This is a genomic window from Thermotoga sp. 38H-to, from assembly GCF_011057665.1.
Classification (GTDB): domain Bacteria; phylum Thermotogota; class Thermotogae; order Thermotogales; family Thermotogaceae; genus Thermotoga.
Window position 1 is genome coordinate 54,828 of sequence record NZ_LNFZ01000002.1, and the last position, 16,583, is coordinate 71,410.

Genomic DNA, 16,583 nt, shown 5'->3' on the forward strand with positions numbered 1-16,583 from the left:
CCTTTCACCTCGTGTTGAAGACCTTTCGGAGAGTCAAGACTCGCTCGTTTTTTTTGTGCTTTCTCAAGGTTTCCAGAAAAGAAGAATTTCTTTCCGCTTCAGCCAAAGCAAGTAACTGTCCCTCTTCGTTGAATACTCTGACAACTTCTCCCTTTTTGAAACTGTCCCATTCTTTGAGCATCTCAAGGTGTATTTGAGAACCGTTGAGAATCATTTTCGTTGGTTCTTGATGAACGATGACACGCGGCAACCACTCAAGGCATTTCTCGAGAGGTATGATCCTGTTTTCGATCTCTTCAGGAGCGGCTTCGAATACGTTCAAACTTTCCTCGATTGTATGAGGTCCCACGCTCTCTCGTACGAGCTCAACGGCGGCGGCACCGCAGCCGAGCTTGTAACCTATATCCATACAGAGAGATCTTATGTAGGTGCCGGGAGACACTTCCACTTTGAAAGAGACGTCTCTCCCCTCAATATTCACGTCCCATATCTTGAAGATCTTCACTCGTTTTGGAGGAAGATTTATGATCTTTCCCTCTCTCGCCAATTTGTAGAGACGTTCGCCTTTGTATTTCTTGGCAGAATAAGCGGGAGGAACCTGGTTGTATTCTCCCACAAAGGAAAAGATTGCTTCTCTTATTTCTTCTTCGGTAGCGTTGCACTCTCGTTCTTCAACAACTTCGCCTGTTATATCAAAGGTCTCAGTTATCAAACCGAGCCTCATCTTCACCCAGTACACCTTTTTCAAATCTTTGTAGAACTCGAGAATTCTCGTACCCTGGTTGACACCGATTATGAGAACACCACAAGCGAACGGATCGAGAGTTCCACCGTGTCCGACTTTCCTTGTCTTTAATTTTTTTCTAACTTCGTCCACAACATCGTGTGATGTGGGTCCTTTAGGTTTGTAGGCTACAAGGATACCGTGCTTCACCCTTCCTCTTTATCCTCCTCTTTCTTTTCTTTGTCTTTCAGGGGATCGTATCCAAGTTGAATCAGCAATTGGTGAACTTTTACACTCGCTTCTATGCCTTTATCCTCATAAAAGCGGATTTCTGGAGCAACGTAGAGCCTCAGGTTTTTGGCGATAAAGGTTCTGAAAAAACCCTTTGCTCTGTTCAATATTTCAACCGTTTCCTTTCGTTCTTCCGGTGTTCCGAGAAAACTGACATAGACGTCTGCGTATCTTTTGTCCTTCGATAACTCCACTCTGGAAAACGTGACAAAATCTTTCTTCAAACGAGGATCTCTCAGTTGCTGAAGTGCTTCTGTCAAAAGTTTTTGAATCTCCGATTCGAGCATGGCTTTTCTATAGGCTGGATTCATTCTTTTCACCTCCTAATCTATCTGCAAGAATTCCTGAGCCTTGCTGTACTTCTCCTTGGATTTATCCAGTATTCGCAAAAAAGTTTTCGGTTTCATTTTCAACACATTCAGAGCAAACGGAGAAAGTTTTGGATTCCCCCATGAAAGAGATGACCCTTTCATCATGAGATTCGCTATCACATCCCCAATGTGGACCATGGAAACTTGATTGACGAAGAGTTCGTTCGGGTTGCCCGCGACATTGTGGTGGTATTCAGCAGACAAAACAAGAAGATCTGGAAAGTTCCACTTCCTGAGCAACTTTGCGCCCACTTCAGAATGCGATGGAATCCCAAGCTCCTCTTCTATGTCTATGAGGTTTTTCTTCGTCTTTTGAGCAATTTTGGCTTCCGTTTCAAGTATATCGGAGAACAGGAGATCATAAACTACCTTGCCCAGATCGTGGAGGAGTCCTGCTATGAAGATCTCTTCCTTGAGGGGATAGCCCATTGTTTCCGCGATAGTTTCTGAAGCGATAGCAGTCGATATGAAATGTTCCCAGAGCTTTTCGCGATCGATGCCGGAAGAATCGTTTTTGAAAACCATATCGTAAGTGAAAACACTGAGGGCGAGATTCCTCACCGTTTTAAAACCAAGGATCATCACTGCTTCGCTCAACGTGGTTATCTTTCTTGGAACACCATAATAAGCTGAGTTGGCTAGTTTCAACACTCTGGCACTCAAGCTTGCGTCCATCATGAGAGTGTTCGCTACTTCAGTCGAAGACGCATCCGGCTTCGAACAAACAGCGATTATCCTTTGAACAACAACATTTGGAGAGGGTAACTTGTCTATCTCTTCAATTATCTTGTCTATTATCTTCGCCGGCACGGTCTTTTGGGATCCACACAAAGAATCTGGATCCCTTCCCCACCTCACTTTCCACCCATATCCTGCCACTGTGAAGCTCCACGATCTCTTTTGTTATGGCAAGGCCGAGTCCCGTTCCAGGCACTTCGTAGGTCAACGAAGAATCCACCCTGTAAAACCGTTCAAATATCCTATTCTTTGCGTGATCCGGTATTCCTATACCGTTGTCCTCTACGATTATGAGAACACCGCCATCTTTCTCATTCAAGATCACCTTCACATACCTATCAGGTGCATCTTTCTTTGAGTACTTCACCCCGTTGTTGAGAAGATTCAAAAGCACCTGCTTGATCCTTGTCGGATCGACGTAAGCTTCCGCAGGACAAGGAACATTACTCTCAAAGGAAACCTTCACATTGTGAGATGAAGCGAATTCTTTAATCGCGTTCACCGCACTTTCTACGAGACAACAGAGATCAACTTTTTCCCTGTTTATTTGAAGGGATTTTCTTTCAAGCCTGGAGAAGTCCAGTAACTCGTTCAGGAGATTTTCAAGGTGGTTGCTTTGATCCATTATCACTTCGAGGAATTCCTTGAGGGTGCTGAAATCCAGTTCCTCCAGACTGTTGTAAATTGTCTCTGCATAGGCTTTTATGGCCGTTAAAGGTGTTCTGAGCTCGTGCGAGATGTTCGCTATGAATTCTGTTTTCATCCTGTCTATACGCTTCAGTCTCTCGAGTTCTTTTGACTCTGTCACGTTCTCAACAATCGTCAGCGCCTGGACTTCGCTGCCGAGGGTAAGAGGTATCGAGGTGATGGAAAAGAACTCTTCCTCCAATATTACTTCACCATCTCTTTGTGTTCGCAAAGATATTGCCTCTTCTGACAGAGAAACGGCCTTCTTCAGAACTTCGTCTGGAAAATTCTCCTCTTTGAACTTTTCATTCTGAAATTTTATTTCTCCATTCGAATAAACAAAGATCCCTTCTGGAAGACCATTGAGAATAACGTTCACGTAGTTGTAAGTTTCTTCTAATTCTCTGTACAGCTTTATATTTTCCAGAACGATCGCTGAAAGAAACGAAAGAACTTTGAAAATCTCCGTTTCTTCCATCGATGGCTGGTGGTTAAGGAGTACGATTAAACTCCCAAACATCCTGTCTTGTTTCACAACAGGAACTATTCCAACATAACCGTACCCATCTTCCACAAAGACAGGATTGGATTGTCTGATGGACCAGTCAATGAACTCTTCGAATCTTTTTATATCGACATCTCTTCCCCAGATTTTTCTCTTGTTTTCATCGACGAGGATCACTTCTTTAATATCAACCACTTTCTTTACAAGGTCCAAAAGACCCTGAAGAATATCATTTTCTGTTTTCGCGTTGGAAAACTCCATTATCATTATCGAAAGTAGTAAAAACAGACGGTTGTTTTGCTCTTTTATCTTTTCTTTTGTTTCCTCCAAAGAGAAGTCACCTCACGATTTCTGTTGCTGCTTTTCTCAATCGATTCATCACCGCAAACAAAATTCCTCGTTCTTCAAATCCCTCAACAATTATATACTCTTTTCCCTTTTTTTCGGCCTCACGCAGAGCAGAAAAAATGTTTTGGGCGATACTATAGAGGTTTTTCAAAGATCCTACAACGACTCTATCGTTGTACAGTTCCTTTCTCTCTTCAACACAGATGACCACGTGATCCGGATACTTTTTCAATACCTCCTCCATCTTTGTCAAATCCTCCACGAGTATCAGAGGCTTTAAAGGAGCGTAGTGCCGATATTTCATTCCCGGCGCAAGAGGTCTTCCCTTAAAATCCCCTTTTCGTACGAAATCAGGCACAACGAGTTCCGGGAAGAGCTCTTTCAATCGTTCAACTTCTACTGGCCCCGGCCTCAGAAGAACAGGCCTTTCTTTTGTGAGGTCCACAATGGTAGACTCCAGACCGAACGGGGTATCCCCTGCGTCGATTATCAGTTTAACTTTGCCCATGAAATCTTCTATGACGTGTTTCACGTTCGTGGCGCTGGGTCTCCCCGAAAGATTTGCGCTTGGAGCGGCTATAGGATTTTCAAAGAGTTCTATCAACTTCAGGGCCACTGGATGTGCCGGCATCCTCACAGCCACCGTTGAAAGACCAGCGGTCACCACGGGAGGTATCTTTTCGGATTTCTTTTGAAAAATAACTGTCAACGGCCCCGGCCAGAACTTTTTCAAAAAATCCAGATAAGGTTCATAACCCTCCGCGATTTCTTCCAGCTGTTCAAAGGAATGTATATGAACAATGAGAGGATTGTCAGCGGGTCTTCCCTTCAGCTTGAATATCTTTTTGCAGGCTTTTTCGTTGTACGCGTCCGCTCCTATTCCGTAAACGGTTTCAGTGGGAAAAATGATCACTTCTCCGTTTTGAAGAAGTTCGACTGCTTCTTTTAGAGCTTTCTTGTCGGGAAAGAGGGGATCCACCTTTAATACTCTGGTCACAGGTTTTCCCTCCTGATGTTATACAAAATAAAGGGGCTCTTCGGAGCCCCTTGTGGTGCCGAGGGCGGGACTTGAACCCGCACGGGGTCAACCCCCAGCTGATTTTGAGTCAGCCGCGTCTGCCATTCCGCCACCTCGGCTCTCTAGTATATATAGTACCAGTTTCTTCTTTCTAAAGTCAAGATCAGGGGATTTCACTTTCTTCTTGAATTCCTTTAAAATGTGTGCTAAACTATTATTAGCACTCAAAAGAAGGGAGTGCTAAATTGTGAGAAGACTCAACAGGAAGAACAGTGAAGCTTCGAAAAAATTGAACGATCGTCAGAGAAAAGTGCTTTACTGCATTGTGAGAGAGTACATAGAAAATAGAAAACCTGTGAGTTCACAGAGAGTTCTGGAAGTGAGCAATATAGATTTCAGCAGTGCCACTATAAGAAATGATATGAAAAAACTGGAGTACCTTGGATACATATACCAGCCCCACACATCGGCTGGAAGGATTCCAACCGACAAGGGGCTGAGATTTTACTACGAAGAGATGCTGAAGATCTCAAAAGAGACATCAGAAGCGGATCTCGCCGTGGAGACTTTCAAATCGATACCTCTCGCCGATCCAGAAAAAGTTCTCTTCCTCGCAGGAAGTCTCTTAGCTCGATTGACGGAGGGTTACGTCCTCATAGAAAGACCAAACACCAGAGATTTGAAAATACTCAGGGTGATACTTATCCCTGTTTCGGAGGACTACCTCATCTTTTCTATACTGACGGAGTTCGGGGTCTCCAGAGTTACCCCCATCAAAACTCAGGAACGACTGAACTGGGAAGAAATCGAAAGACAGATCAACTTCCTCCTCAGGGGCAGAACAATAGGAGAAGTGTTGATGGGTAGGATAGAAAGTCTGAAAGGAAGTGGATTTCTCAGGTTGATAGAATCCTTTATAGGCGAGACCATAGAAAGATATCTGGATGCGGGGCTTGAAAATCTTCTAAGGGATGAGACACTTACTCTGGAGGACATCAGAAACCTTCTCGAAGAAATCAAAGATCAGAAATTTCTTGAGAGCTTAGCTGAAGAAGGCATAACTGTCAGGATAGGAAGGGAAATCGGCAGAAAAAAGCTGGAAAAATTCGCTGTTTTTTCAGGAAAATACTTCAAAGGAGAATCTCCTATCGGCAGTGTGTACCTCTTCACGTCGAAGGTTACAAAGTACGATAGAAATCACAGGGTGTTTGAATACATTCTGAACCGTCTTTCAGAGTACTTTACTTCAACTTCCCGGAGGTGAAAAGATGAGTGAAAAAGACAAAAAGGAACTCACACAGGAATGTGAAGAACTGAAAGAAAAATACAAAGAACTGGAAGAATACGCAAAAAGACTGAAGGCTGAATACGAAAACTACCGTGAGGAAGTCGCCCGTGAAAAAAGAGAACTGATAAAGAACGCGAATGAATACCTCATATCAAAACTCATTCCCGTTCTCGATGATTTCGAAAGGGCTTTGAATCAGGGAGAAAAGAGGAACGCTTTCTACGAAGGTGTGAAGATGATATACAAAAAACTTCTGAACGTCTTGGAAAAAGAAGGACTTGCAAAGATCCACGTGGGAGAGAAATTCGATCCTTTTGAACACGAAGCAGTTGAAAGAGTAGAAACGGAAGACGTGGAAGAGTACACTATTCTTGAGGTAGTGGAGAGTGGCTACAAATTCCACGGTAAAGTCCTGAAACCCGCAAAAGTGAAGGTTGCAGTGAAACCACGAAAGAAGGAAGAAAGGAATGTTGAAGAACCTTCTGACAAGAAGGAGTGATGCATCATGAAACGTGAAAAAAAAGACTACTACGAAATTCTCGGTGTTCCAAGAAACGCCACACAGGAAGAAATAAAAAGGGCTTACAAAAGACTGGTGAAAGAGTGGCACCCGGATCGGCATCCGGAAAACAGAAAAGAAGCCGAACAGCGTTTTAAGGAAATTCAGGAGGCCTACGAGGTTCTCAGCGATCCACAGAAGAGGGCCATGTATGATCGTTTCGGGTACGTGGGAGAACAGCCTGTGTATCAGGAAACAGAATCCGGTGGCTTCTTCGACGATATATTCAGAGAGTTTGAAAACATCTTCAACAGGGACATATTCGACGTTTTCTTTGGCGAAAGACCTCACCAGGAAGAAAGAAGAGAATACACTCGAAGAGGCGAAGATATAAGGTACGAAATAGAAGTAACTCTCTCCGATTTGATCAACGGAGCGGAGATGCCCGTGGAATACGAAAGGTACGAAACCTGTCCAAGGTGTGGCGGAACCGGCGTGGAACCCGATACTGGGTACGTAAACTGTCTAAGTTGCGGTGGAACGGGAAGGATCAGAGAAGAACGAAGATCGTTCTTTGGATACTTCGTTAGTGAGAGAACCTGTGAGAGATGCGGTGGCACAGGGAAGATTCCACGGGAGTACTGCCACGAGTGCGGTGGAAGCGGCAGAGTTCTCAGAAAGGTCAGGAGAACGGTGAAAATACCGCCAAATGCGGAAGATGGAACCCAGCTTAGAATCACTGGCAGTGGAAATGCGGGATATTACGGTGGACCTTATGGTGATCTGATAATCATCGTTCGTGTGAAACCGGATCCCAGATTCAAAAAATCTGGTTCTGATCTCGTGTACGACGTCACAATAGACTACCTCCAGGCTATTTTGGGAGCAACCGTTGAAGTTCCTCTTCCAGAAGGCGGCACGACGATGTTGAAGATTCCTCCAGGAACTCAGCCAGAGACTGTCTTCAGGTTGAAGGGAAAAGGCCTTCCAAACAGATATGGAAGGCGCGGAGATCTCATCGTGAACTTGCACGTTGAGATACCAAAGAGTCTTTCCAGAGAGGAAAGAAAAGTCCTCGAAGAACTGGCGAAAAAACGCGGAGTCACGATCGGTTAGCGTTTGGGATTGACGAGTGCTTCTCTTATAACAAGCTTCACGTTATCAGGAACCGTGACTTCGACGGTGAAAGGACCTCTTCGGACACTCATCCATCCCAGTCCCGTCACTGCCAGTTCTTCACCTTCTTTCAGCGTGAAACTTTCTCTCTTCCAATTGAAGTTTTCAAATTCTGCTTTAGAACACGGAGGAATCAGCAGATCTCCCAGTCTGTTTCTCATAAGTTCATCTGCTCTTTCCCTCTTCGTTTCATGGAAGGTTACCTCTTTAGAGGCGAAAAGCAGAAAGATCGGTTTCTTCTCTGTTTCATAATGGATATCGAATCGGCACAGCCCTCCCATGAAGATGGTTCTTCCATTATCCGGTTTGAAGGTTTTCCTGGAGAGTTCTTCCCTTGGTAGAACTCTCTTTTGACACTCAGGATCCAGAAGATCGAGAATTCTATCGTTTGTCATGATACCTGGGGTATCGTAGAGATACAAATTCGCTTCCCTTACTTTTCTTCTGAGGATGCCCAGAGTTGTCCCTGGAAAAGGACTTATGGTGTCCTCATGGGTGCAGATTTTGTTCAGTAGTGAAGACTTTCCAACGTTCGTTACCCCCACCACCAGCGCCTTGTCGGTCAACCGCGAAAGATACTTCACAAGCGAAGTCAGGCCGAAATTCTTTTCAGCACTGACGATCCTTATATCATCTGCGTTCTTCACTTTTATCCTCTTCTTCACCCATTCTTTGATTTCCCTCACCGTAACTGCCTTTGGCAGAAGATCGATCTTGTTTATGGCGTAGACAACCTTCTTTCCTTCCAAAATTTCTGCTATATCCTCCCTGTAGGTTCCTTCAAAATCGAAAATATCGATCACCCAGACTACAACATCGAATCCTCCAAGGTACGATTTCAACTGATTTTTGAAATCCCAATCGAATTCAACTGGTTCCAATTTGCCGTAATGTTTCATTCGAAAGCATCTTTGACAGAGTATCTCTTTTCCTTCTTCGAGTCTTCTTTCGAAGACCTCGCGCGGGATGTACCCTGGTTTTTTCGGGTCATCGAATTGAATGGTCGCTCCGCATCCGGGACACCTCATCGAGTCTCACCTCATTTTATGTCGTCTTTCAAGCCTATTTCCTGAAGTATGATGAAGTCTTTTTCTCTCCACTTTTCTTTCACTTTGACATTCAGATCTAGATACACCTTTCTTCCCACGAGAAACTCCAGTTCTTCACGGGCAAGTGTCCCGATTTTCTTTATCATGCTACCGTTCTTTCCTATGATAATCCCCTTCTGAGAATCACGTTCCACGTATATGTTCGCACGTATGTAGAGAACACCGTTTGGTCTATCCTTTATTTCCTCAATCACCACGGCCGTGGAGTGAGGTACCTCCTGCCTTGTGAGATGAAAGATCTTCTCCCTTATGATTTCAGCGGCCATGAAGGAAAGAGGACGATCCGTTACCATGTCCTCGGGATAATACTGGGGCCCCTCCGGTAGTTCTTCCTTTATCTTCTCCAGAACTTCGAAGACACCTTCACCTTTCAGAGCGGATATGTAGTGAACAGACACGACGTTCTCTACCATACTTTTTGCAAGTTCTCCCACCGCTTTTGCCTTATCTTCGCCCGCCACATCGATCTTGTTCACAGCGATGATGGTCTTGATTCCGGATTCGTTCACGATCTCTGCAACGTGTTCGTCCATCTTTGTAAAACCATCCGCCGCGTCCAGTATGAAGAGTATGAGATCCACCCCTTTGAGAGCCTGAACAGCAGCCTTCACCATGTACTCTCCCAGTCTGTGAAGAGGCTTGTGGATACCGGGAGTATCCACAAATATGATCTGACTATCTTTGTCCGTGTAGATACAATTTACCCTGTTCCTGGTAGTTTGTGGTTTGTCTGAGACGATCACTACTTTTCTTCCCATAACAGTATTTATGAAAGTCGATTTCCCCACATTCGGTTTTCCTGCCAGAGCGACAAAACCCGATTTAATGTTCACCACCTCCCAGCCTGAACCCTCTTGGTAGAAGATCTTTCAATTTCACAACTTCGAAGTTTCCATCTTTATCTGCCATTATCACATCCAGATCATCGGAAAATTCGTAGAGAACCTGTCTGCAAGCACCGCAGGGAGTAGTCTTATCTGGAGAATCCGACGCTATCGCTATTGCCATGAACTCTCTTTCTCCTTCAGAAACGGCCTTAAAAACAGCTACTCTTTCAGCGCAGACTGTCAAGCCGTAAGAAGAATTCTCCACATTCACCCCCGTGTATATCTTTCCACCCTTTGTGAGCAAAGCGGCACCGACTCTGAAGCCTGAGTACTTAGCGTACGCCTTTTTCCTGGCTTCCAGAGCCATTTTCACCAGTTTCTCCGGATCCACCATTGATCTCTTCCCTCCCAAGTATCTTTATCATGACTTTCTCTATTCTGTTTTTCCCGACAGCGAGTATTTTGAAATACAGATTTCCGATCACCGCTTCTTCTCCAACGTTTGGGATTCTCTTGAAATGCTCGAGCAGATATCCTGCTATCGTTTCGTACTCCGTTTCTGGAAATTGAACACGCAACTCCATCTCGATGTCGTTTATCGGTGTGGTGCCATCTACCACAAAAGTCCTTTCATCGATTTTTCTTATACCGGAGATCTCATCGTAGTCGTACTCGTCCATTATGTTTCCAAAGAGTTCTTCTATGATGTCTTCGAGCGTTACGATACCGGCTGTTCCTCCATACTCATCCACAACGATCGCTATATGAATCTTCCTGGCTTTGAGGATCTTAAGGAGTTCATCTATGTTCATCGTCTCGGGAACGTACAGGGCTTCTCTCATGATATCTTTAACTTTCATACTTTTCACTTCTTCGCAATCTTTTGCCGCCAGAATCGAAAGTACATCCTTAGCGTAGCAGATACCCACGATGTTGTCTATGGTTTCTTTATAGACGGGTATTCTGGAGTATCCTTCGTCTTCAACCAGTTCGATGAGGTCTTTCACCGTTTGATTCTCCTCTATTGCCACTATGTCAACCCGCGGTGTCATGATTTCTTTCACGGCTATCTGCTTCATCTCGAAAGCGCGCTTTATGATCCTTTCTTCTTCTTCCTCTATGACACCCATTTCTCCTCCGACCTGAACAATGGAAACGATATCCTCTTCGGTTATGAACAGATCTTCGGAGACCTTTTTTCCATGCCTCAGAGAAATGATGCCATCTGCTATTTTCACGAGTAACCTTCCTATGGGATCCAGAACTCGGGTGAGAAATCTTATAGTTCCTATCGATCTGCGGAACACACGTTCTGGATCTGATCGGGCCAGGACCTTCGGTGTGATCTCACCGAAGATGAGAAGGATGGTGGTAATGAAGAGAGTAGATACGATTGCCACGAACTCTTCGCTCACGTTTCTGAGCAGATTCAAGAAGATGAGAGTGGAAATAGAAGATGCGAGGAGATTGACGAGATTGTTACTTATGAGAATCGTAGTGAGATACTTGTTGAACAGGTGTATGTAACTTGCTTTTTCAGAACTTTCCTCCTTTTCTTCCAGAAACTCTTTGATCTTGACCTTACTCATGAGGGTGAGTGCGGTCTCCGAAGAAGAGAAAAAGTTCGACAGATAGATCAGGATGACCAGCAACAGCGACTCCAGTCCAAGAGTCAAAGCATTACTGACAGGATCTTCCACTTCTGTTCCACCTCCATCAATAGTGATAGTTTTCACCATGGATTATTTTAAACGCTCTGAATATCTGCTCCAGTACTATCAAAACGGTCATTCCATGTGTAAAGGTCATCTTCGATAATGAAAAAACACGGTGGGCCTTCGCGAAAATTTCCTCACTCAACCCGTAAGGCCCACCTATCAGGATAGTTATATCCTTTCCTCTCATTTCCAAATCTTTGAGAAAATCAGAGAACTCTTCTGAAGAGACTTCTTCACCTTTCCTGTCCATGACCACTACAGAACTTCCAGGAAGAATCCTGTTTGCCAGATCTTCCGTTTCTTTCCTGACGATTTCTTCGATGCTTCCTCTGTGGATTCGCTTTATTTCGAGAACTTCCAGCCTGCAAAATCGTCTCAAGAACTTTTCGTAGTGCCCTATCCCTTCTCTGATAAAACCGTCCAGCTTTCCGATCACTGCTATTCTTACTCTCATTTCTCACTCTCTCTAACGAGTATTTCCAGAAGACTGGATTCTATGACCTTTTTAGCGTTGAGGTCCGTTCTCAGGTAGTAAGAAACCGTCTTCAACAAAGATTCGAGCGGGAAAAGTCCTACTATCTCCGATCCCAGAACCGGTACTCCGTATCTTTCGGCTTCCATCTTTATGAGTTCGAAAACTCGATAGAGAGGTGTTTTTTTGTGATCTGTTATGTTAATAGAGACCTGGACAACTCCCTTTCCTTTCAAATCAACGCCTATCGCTTTGACGTATCTAAGTCCTCCGCTGGAGAACCTGATTGCCCTGGCTATTTTTTCGGCTATTTTCACATCTCGTGTTCCGAGGTTCACGTTAAAAGCTATGAGAAACTCTCGTGCACCAACTGCTGTTACGCCCGCTGTGGGATGTACGCGGTCGGGACCAAAATCTGGCTTCCATAGAGGATCTTTTATCTTCTCGAAAAAACCTTCAAACTCTCCCCTTCTGATATCTGCAAGATTTTGTCTTTCAGGTCGTGTGGCAGATTTCTCGTAGAGATACACGGGGATTCCCAGTTCTTCTCCTATCCTGCGCCCGAGTATTTTCGAATACTCCACACACTCTTCCATGGTCATGTTGTAGAGGGGTACAAGAGGAATGACATCCGCTGCACCCATTCTGGGATGTTGACCCGTGTGATTTCTCAGATCGATGAGTTCGGCTGCCTTTTTCGTCATATCGAAGAGAGCGTTTATGAGGTTCTCCGGTTCTCCCACGAGTGTGACCACCGATCTGTTGTGGTCCGCATCCATTGACCAGTCGAGAACCCATACCCTGTCGTATTTTTTCGCCTCCGCGACAATCTTTTCAACTACTTCCTTTCTTCTCCCTTCGCTGAAGTTTGGCACCGATTCTATCAGTTTCAATTCTCATTCCCCCTCGGTTTCACCATTCTATCTTTCAGAGTTAAAATGATTTCCTCATAGGTTTTACCATCGTCCGGGTAACATACGTACGCGTAGCTGAAACGTTCGGAAAGTTTCTCTTTCATTCTCTTTGTAACGGCCTCTATTCCGTGTTTCCCCGTCAGGGTCAGTACAAACAGGTATTCGCTGGCAGAGATGGGAAATATGTAATCCGTTTCTCTGAAAAACTTCCCAATAGCCTCATAATCTCTCATGATATCTTCGAACTTAACGTACATGACGCAGAAGCGAGAACCCGTCCTGTTGGAACGTTTTATTTCTTTTCTCACAATATCTTCGAATTTAAAAGTGATCTCAAGATCCTCGATGTTTTTTCTGAGAGAAACAGTAAGTCTAGGTGCGGAAGAAATGATTTTTTTGACTCTTTCCAAGAGATAATCAAGCTTGAAGGGTTTGAGAATGTAGTCAACCGCACCCGCTCTCACCGAATTAATAATGAGATCTTTGTCAACGTATGCACTCAGAACCGCAATCTTTGTGTTGGGAAATTCCTCACGTATTCTTCTTATCAGGTTCAGGCTCTCTTCACCTTCGAACATATCTACAAATACGAGATCGATCTTTTCACGACGAAGGAGCGTGAACGCTTCCTGCTCATTCCTTGCCCAGATCACATTGAAACCGTCTTTTTCAAGGGCATTTTTGACAGCAAGAAAGGTGATTCTGGATTCATCCACTACCATAACCGTTGGAGTCACCGTGAACTCCTCCTTATTATCACTAATTTTAACATCGATCACTCTATTTTGTTCATGATGAATTTGAAGTATTCCTCTTCATCATCAAAAGTGATGGTTTTTACGATCGTCCTGTAGCCGGGTTTCACGATCGTGATCTCGTAGGTTCCTACCTGGACATATAGAGTGATGGGGGTTTCACCGTGGTAGTACCCGTTCAGGTATATTGCGGCTCTAGATGGATCAGTCTCTATTCTAACCTCTGAGAAGATTACTCTCTTCTCCAGTCTTCTGAAAATCTCTTTTTCTTCTCCTGGAGCAAGATTCACCGTGAAGCGATCTGTTTCGTATCCTTCTTTTTCCAGTTTTATCTCGTACGTTTCAGGATCGAGGATGAGATTCAAACCGTTCTGATCGGTCGTTCCCACGTATCTTCCGTTGATATAGACGTCGACCCCAGAAGGATCTGTTCTCAGTTTCAAAGAAGACTGCGATGGTTTCAGTGCGACGTACACGGATCTGGTTTCTCCCGCACTGAGCGTTATGTTCCGGGTTTCTTCGCGGTATCCCTCTTTTCTGAACGTGACAGTGTAATTTCCGGGAGAAAGGTTCAGCGTCAGAGGAGTCTTTCCCTGATAGACTCCGTTCAGATAGACACTCGCACCGCTCGGGCTTGAACTGAGAGAGAGCTGGGCGAGAGGCAGGGTGGCTGTCACCTTTACCGTCTTGTCTCTTTCCACATAGACTTCCTTGTAGAACGTATAGTTCTCGAAATACACCGTCACGTAGTGTGTTCCTTCGTCCACCGACACCGTGACCGGTGTCTTCCCCTTGTAAGAACCGTCGATATAGACTGTCATTCCAGGAGGGGTCGAGTCAACGATCAGCGTTCCAAAAGCGGGAGCCCTTCCCACATAGAAATAAGTGAGATCGGAGGCCCACTCACCACTGAGGAGAGGTTTCAACTTGTTTTGAACGTACTCTTCAACATTGTTAGATAGCGTCGGGAAGGTATGGACAGTTCCGAGCTCTTTCAGCTGGTTGAAAATCGGTATCGGCCGTGCGCTCGCGATCACCTGAATGTACTCTTTTCCATACGGCGGTGAAACTCTGAGAGAGTAGGTTGATTTCGAAGGGATCTTTTTTATCTCATTCGCCCTGACGAAGTTGTCGCTTTCATATTTGTTCGGGAAGATGAGAGTCACTTTACCCTGTGCGTTGATGTCGTAGACGAGTATGTAGGCATCTTTGGAAGATTTGACGAAGATCTCCATCCTCTCTCCAACTTCATAAACGGAGCCTTCCGGTTTGTTGAGCCACACATCCACCGTGAAGTAAGGTTTTTCGGGTACTATGATGATACTCTTTGCCTCGAAGGAGAAAGCTATCATTGAGACAAAAATCAGAAGAAGAAATACCCATTTCCTCATGAGTTACACCTCCTCATTATTTTATCCATCTGACTTCCGCACCGAGGATCTCTGTGTTTGATTCTAAGGTTAATCTGCTCGGATTTTCCTGAACAAAAGCGGCAAAACCGTCAACACCACTCATAGGTCCAAGGTGATAAACTCCACTGTTATCGAGGTATATTTCGTTCTCATCTTTTATATTCACAGTGATTATCACGTTTGTTGAAGGTTACCACAAAAAATTTCGTGATTTTAACATCCTTCGTCAAATCTTTGACCTTCGCCTGCCACTCTCCCTGATCTGCCTGCCACCAAACATCCACGTCGTAAATTGGATAGTAACTGCTCCAGATCGAATCCAAATCGCTCTTAAGATTTTCCACATTAACGATCTCACCGGCTGCGGCAACGAAGTCGTTGTTGTTTTGATAAAATGCTGCTCTTTCATTGCGAGCATTACTTTTAGCTGGATAGTGGAGTACAATCACAGGGTGTTCCTGAACAAGATAATCACCGTAGGATGGTTGATACCAATCCCTCACATTTCCAAGGTAATTATCTCCAACCACCTCGACTATGAACTCGTGTCTTTCTTCAAATGGAGGCAGACAGGCTGTCAAAATCAGAAAAATCAACCCCAGAAAAGGAAAAAATCTCTTCATTTTCTTCATTTTCCTCACCCCCTCGAATCTTAGACCTTCAAGTAAAGAAGAGAGTTCTCAGAGTTTCTTTTCCACTCTTGCCAGTGCAATTCCCTTGAGAATGAGTCCTATGAAAATGGAAAACACAAGTGTGGAGGTTCCTCCATAGCTGATAAAGGGAAGAGGAACACCTGTGACTGGAAGGAGTCCAAAGTTCATTGAGACGTTTTCGAAGACGTGAAACCATATCAATCCACACGCAGAAACCATCAGTATCTCCCAGTATTCATCCTTCACATTCAGGATCCATCGAGAAACCTCGAAGAACAGAAGACCAAAGAGTGAAAGCAAAAAGACTATCCCGATGAATCCAAACTCCTCACCGATCACTGATACGATGAAATCCGTGTACGAAACGGGAACGTACCCCATGAGGTTCGCCTTCCCTTTCATGTATCCCGTTCCAAAGAGTCCACCGGCTCCAATCGCGTGAATCGACTGCAGGACGTTGTAAGAGTAACTCTCACCGTACTCTTCCGGGTTGAGAAAAGAGAGTATCCTTGCTCTTTGATAGTCCTTCAACCCAAAGAAAAAGAAAACAGGGATAAACACAAGGACAAATATCAACAGAATCACAAGGGGCTTCTTATTCACATTCGAGGCCAGAACCGCAAACAACCAGATCAATCCCACGGAAAGCGTGGTGCCAAGATCAGGTTCAAGAAATATGAGAACAGCGGGGACAACCGTGAGGAAAAGACTTCTCCAGAACCACTTCTTCTCCAGAAGGTAAGGGAGCAGAACGATGAGAGAAAGCTTTGCAAAATCTGAAGGCTGGAAACTGAATCCCATGATTCTGAACCATCTCTTTGAACCACCGATGGGTGTCCCCTTTACAAGGAGAACTACCAGTAAAACGATGGAGAAAACGTAGAGAATGATCGAAAAATTTCTAATCGTTCTGTCTTTGATGAACAAAATCAGAAACATCAACGAGAAACCGGCTACATCCCACACAATCTGCCTTGTGAAGAGTTGCTCGTTTTCCCCATAAGTTGCGCTTCTCAAAGTGGTAAGCCCGAACAACATTAAGACAGCCACAAGAACAACTACGATCCAATCTATTCTT

19 protein-coding genes and 1 tRNA gene are annotated in these 16,583 nt (G+C 44.5%); 3 read left to right on the plus strand and 17 right to left on the minus strand.

Annotated features, from left to right (window positions below; all coding sequences use genetic code 11):
- Window positions 1-4: 4 nt before the first annotated feature.
- The 6 genes from truB to AS158_RS04320 all read right to left on the minus strand — a co-directional run bounded on the left by truB (window position 5) and on the right by AS158_RS04320 (window position 4,801).
- Window positions 5-934, minus strand: coding sequence for a tRNA pseudouridine(55) synthase TruB (gene truB, locus AS158_RS04295; protein WP_165304552.1), 930 nt, complete (start codon window positions 932-934; stop codon window positions 5-7).
- The gene (gene rbfA, locus AS158_RS04300) at window positions 931-1,326 is read right to left on the minus strand and encodes a 30S ribosome-binding factor RbfA (RefSeq protein ID WP_165304553.1); all 396 of its coding nucleotides are present in this window, start codon (window positions 1,324-1,326) and stop codon (window positions 931-933) included. Before rbfA ends, truB begins: the two co-directional genes overlap by 4 nt.
- Window positions 1,327-1,338: 12 nt before the next feature.
- Window positions 1,339-2,196, minus strand: coding sequence for an HDOD domain-containing protein (locus tag AS158_RS04305; RefSeq protein ID WP_165304554.1), 858 nt, complete (start codon window positions 2,194-2,196; stop codon window positions 1,339-1,341).
- Window positions 2,165-3,646 carry a GAF domain-containing sensor histidine kinase gene (locus tag AS158_RS04310; protein WP_165304555.1) on the minus strand — a complete coding sequence of 494 codons (1,482 nt, stop codon included), beginning with the start codon at window positions 3,644-3,646 and terminating at the stop codon, window positions 2,165-2,167. The genes AS158_RS04305 and AS158_RS04310 overlap by 32 nt, the downstream gene beginning before the upstream one ends.
- 7 nt (window positions 3,647-3,653) lie before the next feature.
- Window positions 3,654-4,661 carry an L-threonylcarbamoyladenylate synthase gene (locus tag AS158_RS04315; RefSeq protein ID WP_165304556.1) on the minus strand — a complete coding sequence of 336 codons (1,008 nt, stop codon included), beginning with the start codon at window positions 4,659-4,661 and terminating at the stop codon, window positions 3,654-3,656.
- Window positions 4,662-4,714: 53 nt separating this feature from the next.
- Window positions 4,715-4,801: transfer RNA gene (locus AS158_RS04320), tRNA-Leu, on the minus strand.
- Between the two features lie 128 nt (window positions 4,802-4,929).
- Between AS158_RS04320 and hrcA the strand changes: the two genes are divergently transcribed.
- From hrcA to dnaJ, 3 genes are read left to right on the plus strand one after another with little or no spacing between them, the layout of a single operon-like run.
- On the plus strand, window positions 4,930-5,946 hold the full coding sequence (hrcA, locus tag AS158_RS04325) for a heat-inducible transcriptional repressor HrcA (RefSeq protein WP_165304557.1): 1,017 nt from the start codon (window positions 4,930-4,932) through the stop codon (window positions 5,944-5,946).
- A 4-nt stretch (window positions 5,947-5,950) separates the two neighbouring features.
- Complete coding sequence (locus AS158_RS04330; RefSeq protein WP_165304558.1) at window positions 5,951-6,469, plus strand: nucleotide exchange factor GrpE; 519 nt, start codon at window positions 5,951-5,953, stop codon at window positions 6,467-6,469.
- A gap of 6 nt (window positions 6,470-6,475) precedes the next feature.
- Complete coding sequence (gene dnaJ, locus AS158_RS04335) at window positions 6,476-7,585, plus strand: molecular chaperone DnaJ (protein WP_165304559.1); 1,110 nt, start codon at window positions 6,476-6,478, stop codon at window positions 7,583-7,585.
- Here dnaJ and yqeH read toward each other — a convergent pair.
- From yqeH to AS158_RS04385, 11 genes are read right to left on the minus strand one after another with little or no spacing between them, the layout of a single operon-like run.
- Complete coding sequence (yqeH, locus tag AS158_RS04340) at window positions 7,582-8,673, minus strand: ribosome biogenesis GTPase YqeH (protein ID WP_165304560.1); 1,092 nt, start codon at window positions 8,671-8,673, stop codon at window positions 7,582-7,584. The two genes, dnaJ and yqeH, sit on opposite strands and share 4 nt — an antisense overlap.
- 11 nt (window positions 8,674-8,684) lie before the next feature.
- A complete protein-coding gene (gene era / locus AS158_RS04345) occupies window positions 8,685-9,581 on the minus strand; it encodes a GTPase Era (RefSeq protein ID WP_206516525.1) in 897 nt (298 codons plus the stop codon).
- The gene (gene cdd, locus AS158_RS04350) at window positions 9,577-9,975 is read right to left on the minus strand and encodes a cytidine deaminase (RefSeq protein WP_165304562.1); all 399 of its coding nucleotides are present in this window, start codon (window positions 9,973-9,975) and stop codon (window positions 9,577-9,579) included. Before cdd ends, era begins: the two co-directional genes overlap by 5 nt.
- A complete protein-coding gene (locus tag AS158_RS04355) occupies window positions 9,914-11,281 on the minus strand; it encodes a hemolysin family protein (protein ID WP_038054008.1) in 1,368 nt (455 codons plus the stop codon). The genes cdd and AS158_RS04355 overlap by 62 nt, the downstream gene beginning before the upstream one ends.
- Window positions 11,282-11,297: 16 nt before the next feature.
- The gene (locus tag AS158_RS04360) at window positions 11,298-11,753 is read right to left on the minus strand and encodes a 23S rRNA (pseudouridine(1915)-N(3))-methyltransferase RlmH (RefSeq protein ID WP_165304563.1); all 456 of its coding nucleotides are present in this window, start codon (window positions 11,751-11,753) and stop codon (window positions 11,298-11,300) included.
- Entirely contained in the window at window positions 11,750-12,664 is a 915-nt protein-coding gene (gene ftcD, locus AS158_RS04365; RefSeq protein WP_165304564.1) for a glutamate formimidoyltransferase, read from the minus strand. The genes AS158_RS04360 and ftcD overlap by 4 nt, the downstream gene beginning before the upstream one ends.
- A complete protein-coding gene (locus AS158_RS04370) occupies window positions 12,661-13,422 on the minus strand; it encodes a response regulator (RefSeq protein ID WP_038054016.1) in 762 nt (253 codons plus the stop codon). The genes ftcD and AS158_RS04370 overlap by 4 nt, the downstream gene beginning before the upstream one ends.
- Window positions 13,423-13,460: 38 nt before the next feature.
- Window positions 13,461-14,831, minus strand: a complete 1,371-nt coding sequence (locus AS158_RS04375) for a PEGA domain-containing protein (protein WP_165304565.1) — start codon at window positions 14,829-14,831, stop codon at window positions 13,461-13,463.
- 16 nt (window positions 14,832-14,847) lie between these two features.
- A complete protein-coding gene (locus tag AS158_RS09305; protein ID WP_241241248.1) occupies window positions 14,848-15,018 on the minus strand; it encodes a hypothetical protein in 171 nt (56 codons plus the stop codon).
- A complete protein-coding gene (locus AS158_RS04380; protein ID WP_241241249.1) occupies window positions 15,002-15,484 on the minus strand; it encodes a hypothetical protein in 483 nt (160 codons plus the stop codon). The genes AS158_RS09305 and AS158_RS04380 overlap by 17 nt, the downstream gene beginning before the upstream one ends.
- Window positions 15,485-15,532: 48 nt before the next feature.
- Window positions 15,533-16,570, minus strand: coding sequence for an FtsW/RodA/SpoVE family cell cycle protein (locus tag AS158_RS04385; RefSeq protein WP_277601179.1), 1,038 nt, complete (start codon window positions 16,568-16,570; stop codon window positions 15,533-15,535).
- Window positions 16,571-16,583: the final 13 nt, after the last annotated feature.

Bases quoted from the DNA above. Each gene is read 5' to 3' on its own strand.
- AS158_RS04380 (WP_241241249.1), bottom strand. From the start codon at position 15,484: ATGAAGAAAATGAAGAGATTTTTTCCTTTTCTGGGGTTGATTTTTCTG.
- yqeH (WP_165304560.1), bottom strand. From the start codon at position 8,673: ATGAGGTGTCCCGGATGCGGAGCGACCATTCAATTCGATGACCCGAAA.
- AS158_RS04330 (WP_165304558.1), top strand. From the start codon at position 5,951: ATGAGTGAAAAAGACAAAAAGGAACTCACACAGGAATGTGAAGAACTG.
- rbfA (WP_165304553.1), bottom strand. From the start codon at position 1,326: ATGAATCCAGCCTATAGAAAAGCCATGCTCGAATCGGAGATTCAAAAA.
- AS158_RS04360 (WP_165304563.1), bottom strand. From the start codon at position 11,753: ATGAGAGTAAGAATAGCAGTGATCGGAAAGCTGGACGGTTTTATCAGA.
- cdd (WP_165304562.1), bottom strand. From the start codon at position 9,975: ATGGTGGATCCGGAGAAACTGGTGAAAATGGCTCTGGAAGCCAGGAAA.
- AS158_RS04375 (WP_165304565.1), bottom strand. From the start codon at position 14,831: ATGAGGAAATGGGTATTTCTTCTTCTGATTTTTGTCTCAATGATAGCT.
- dnaJ (WP_165304559.1), top strand. From the start codon at position 6,476: ATGAAACGTGAAAAAAAAGACTACTACGAAATTCTCGGTGTTCCAAGA.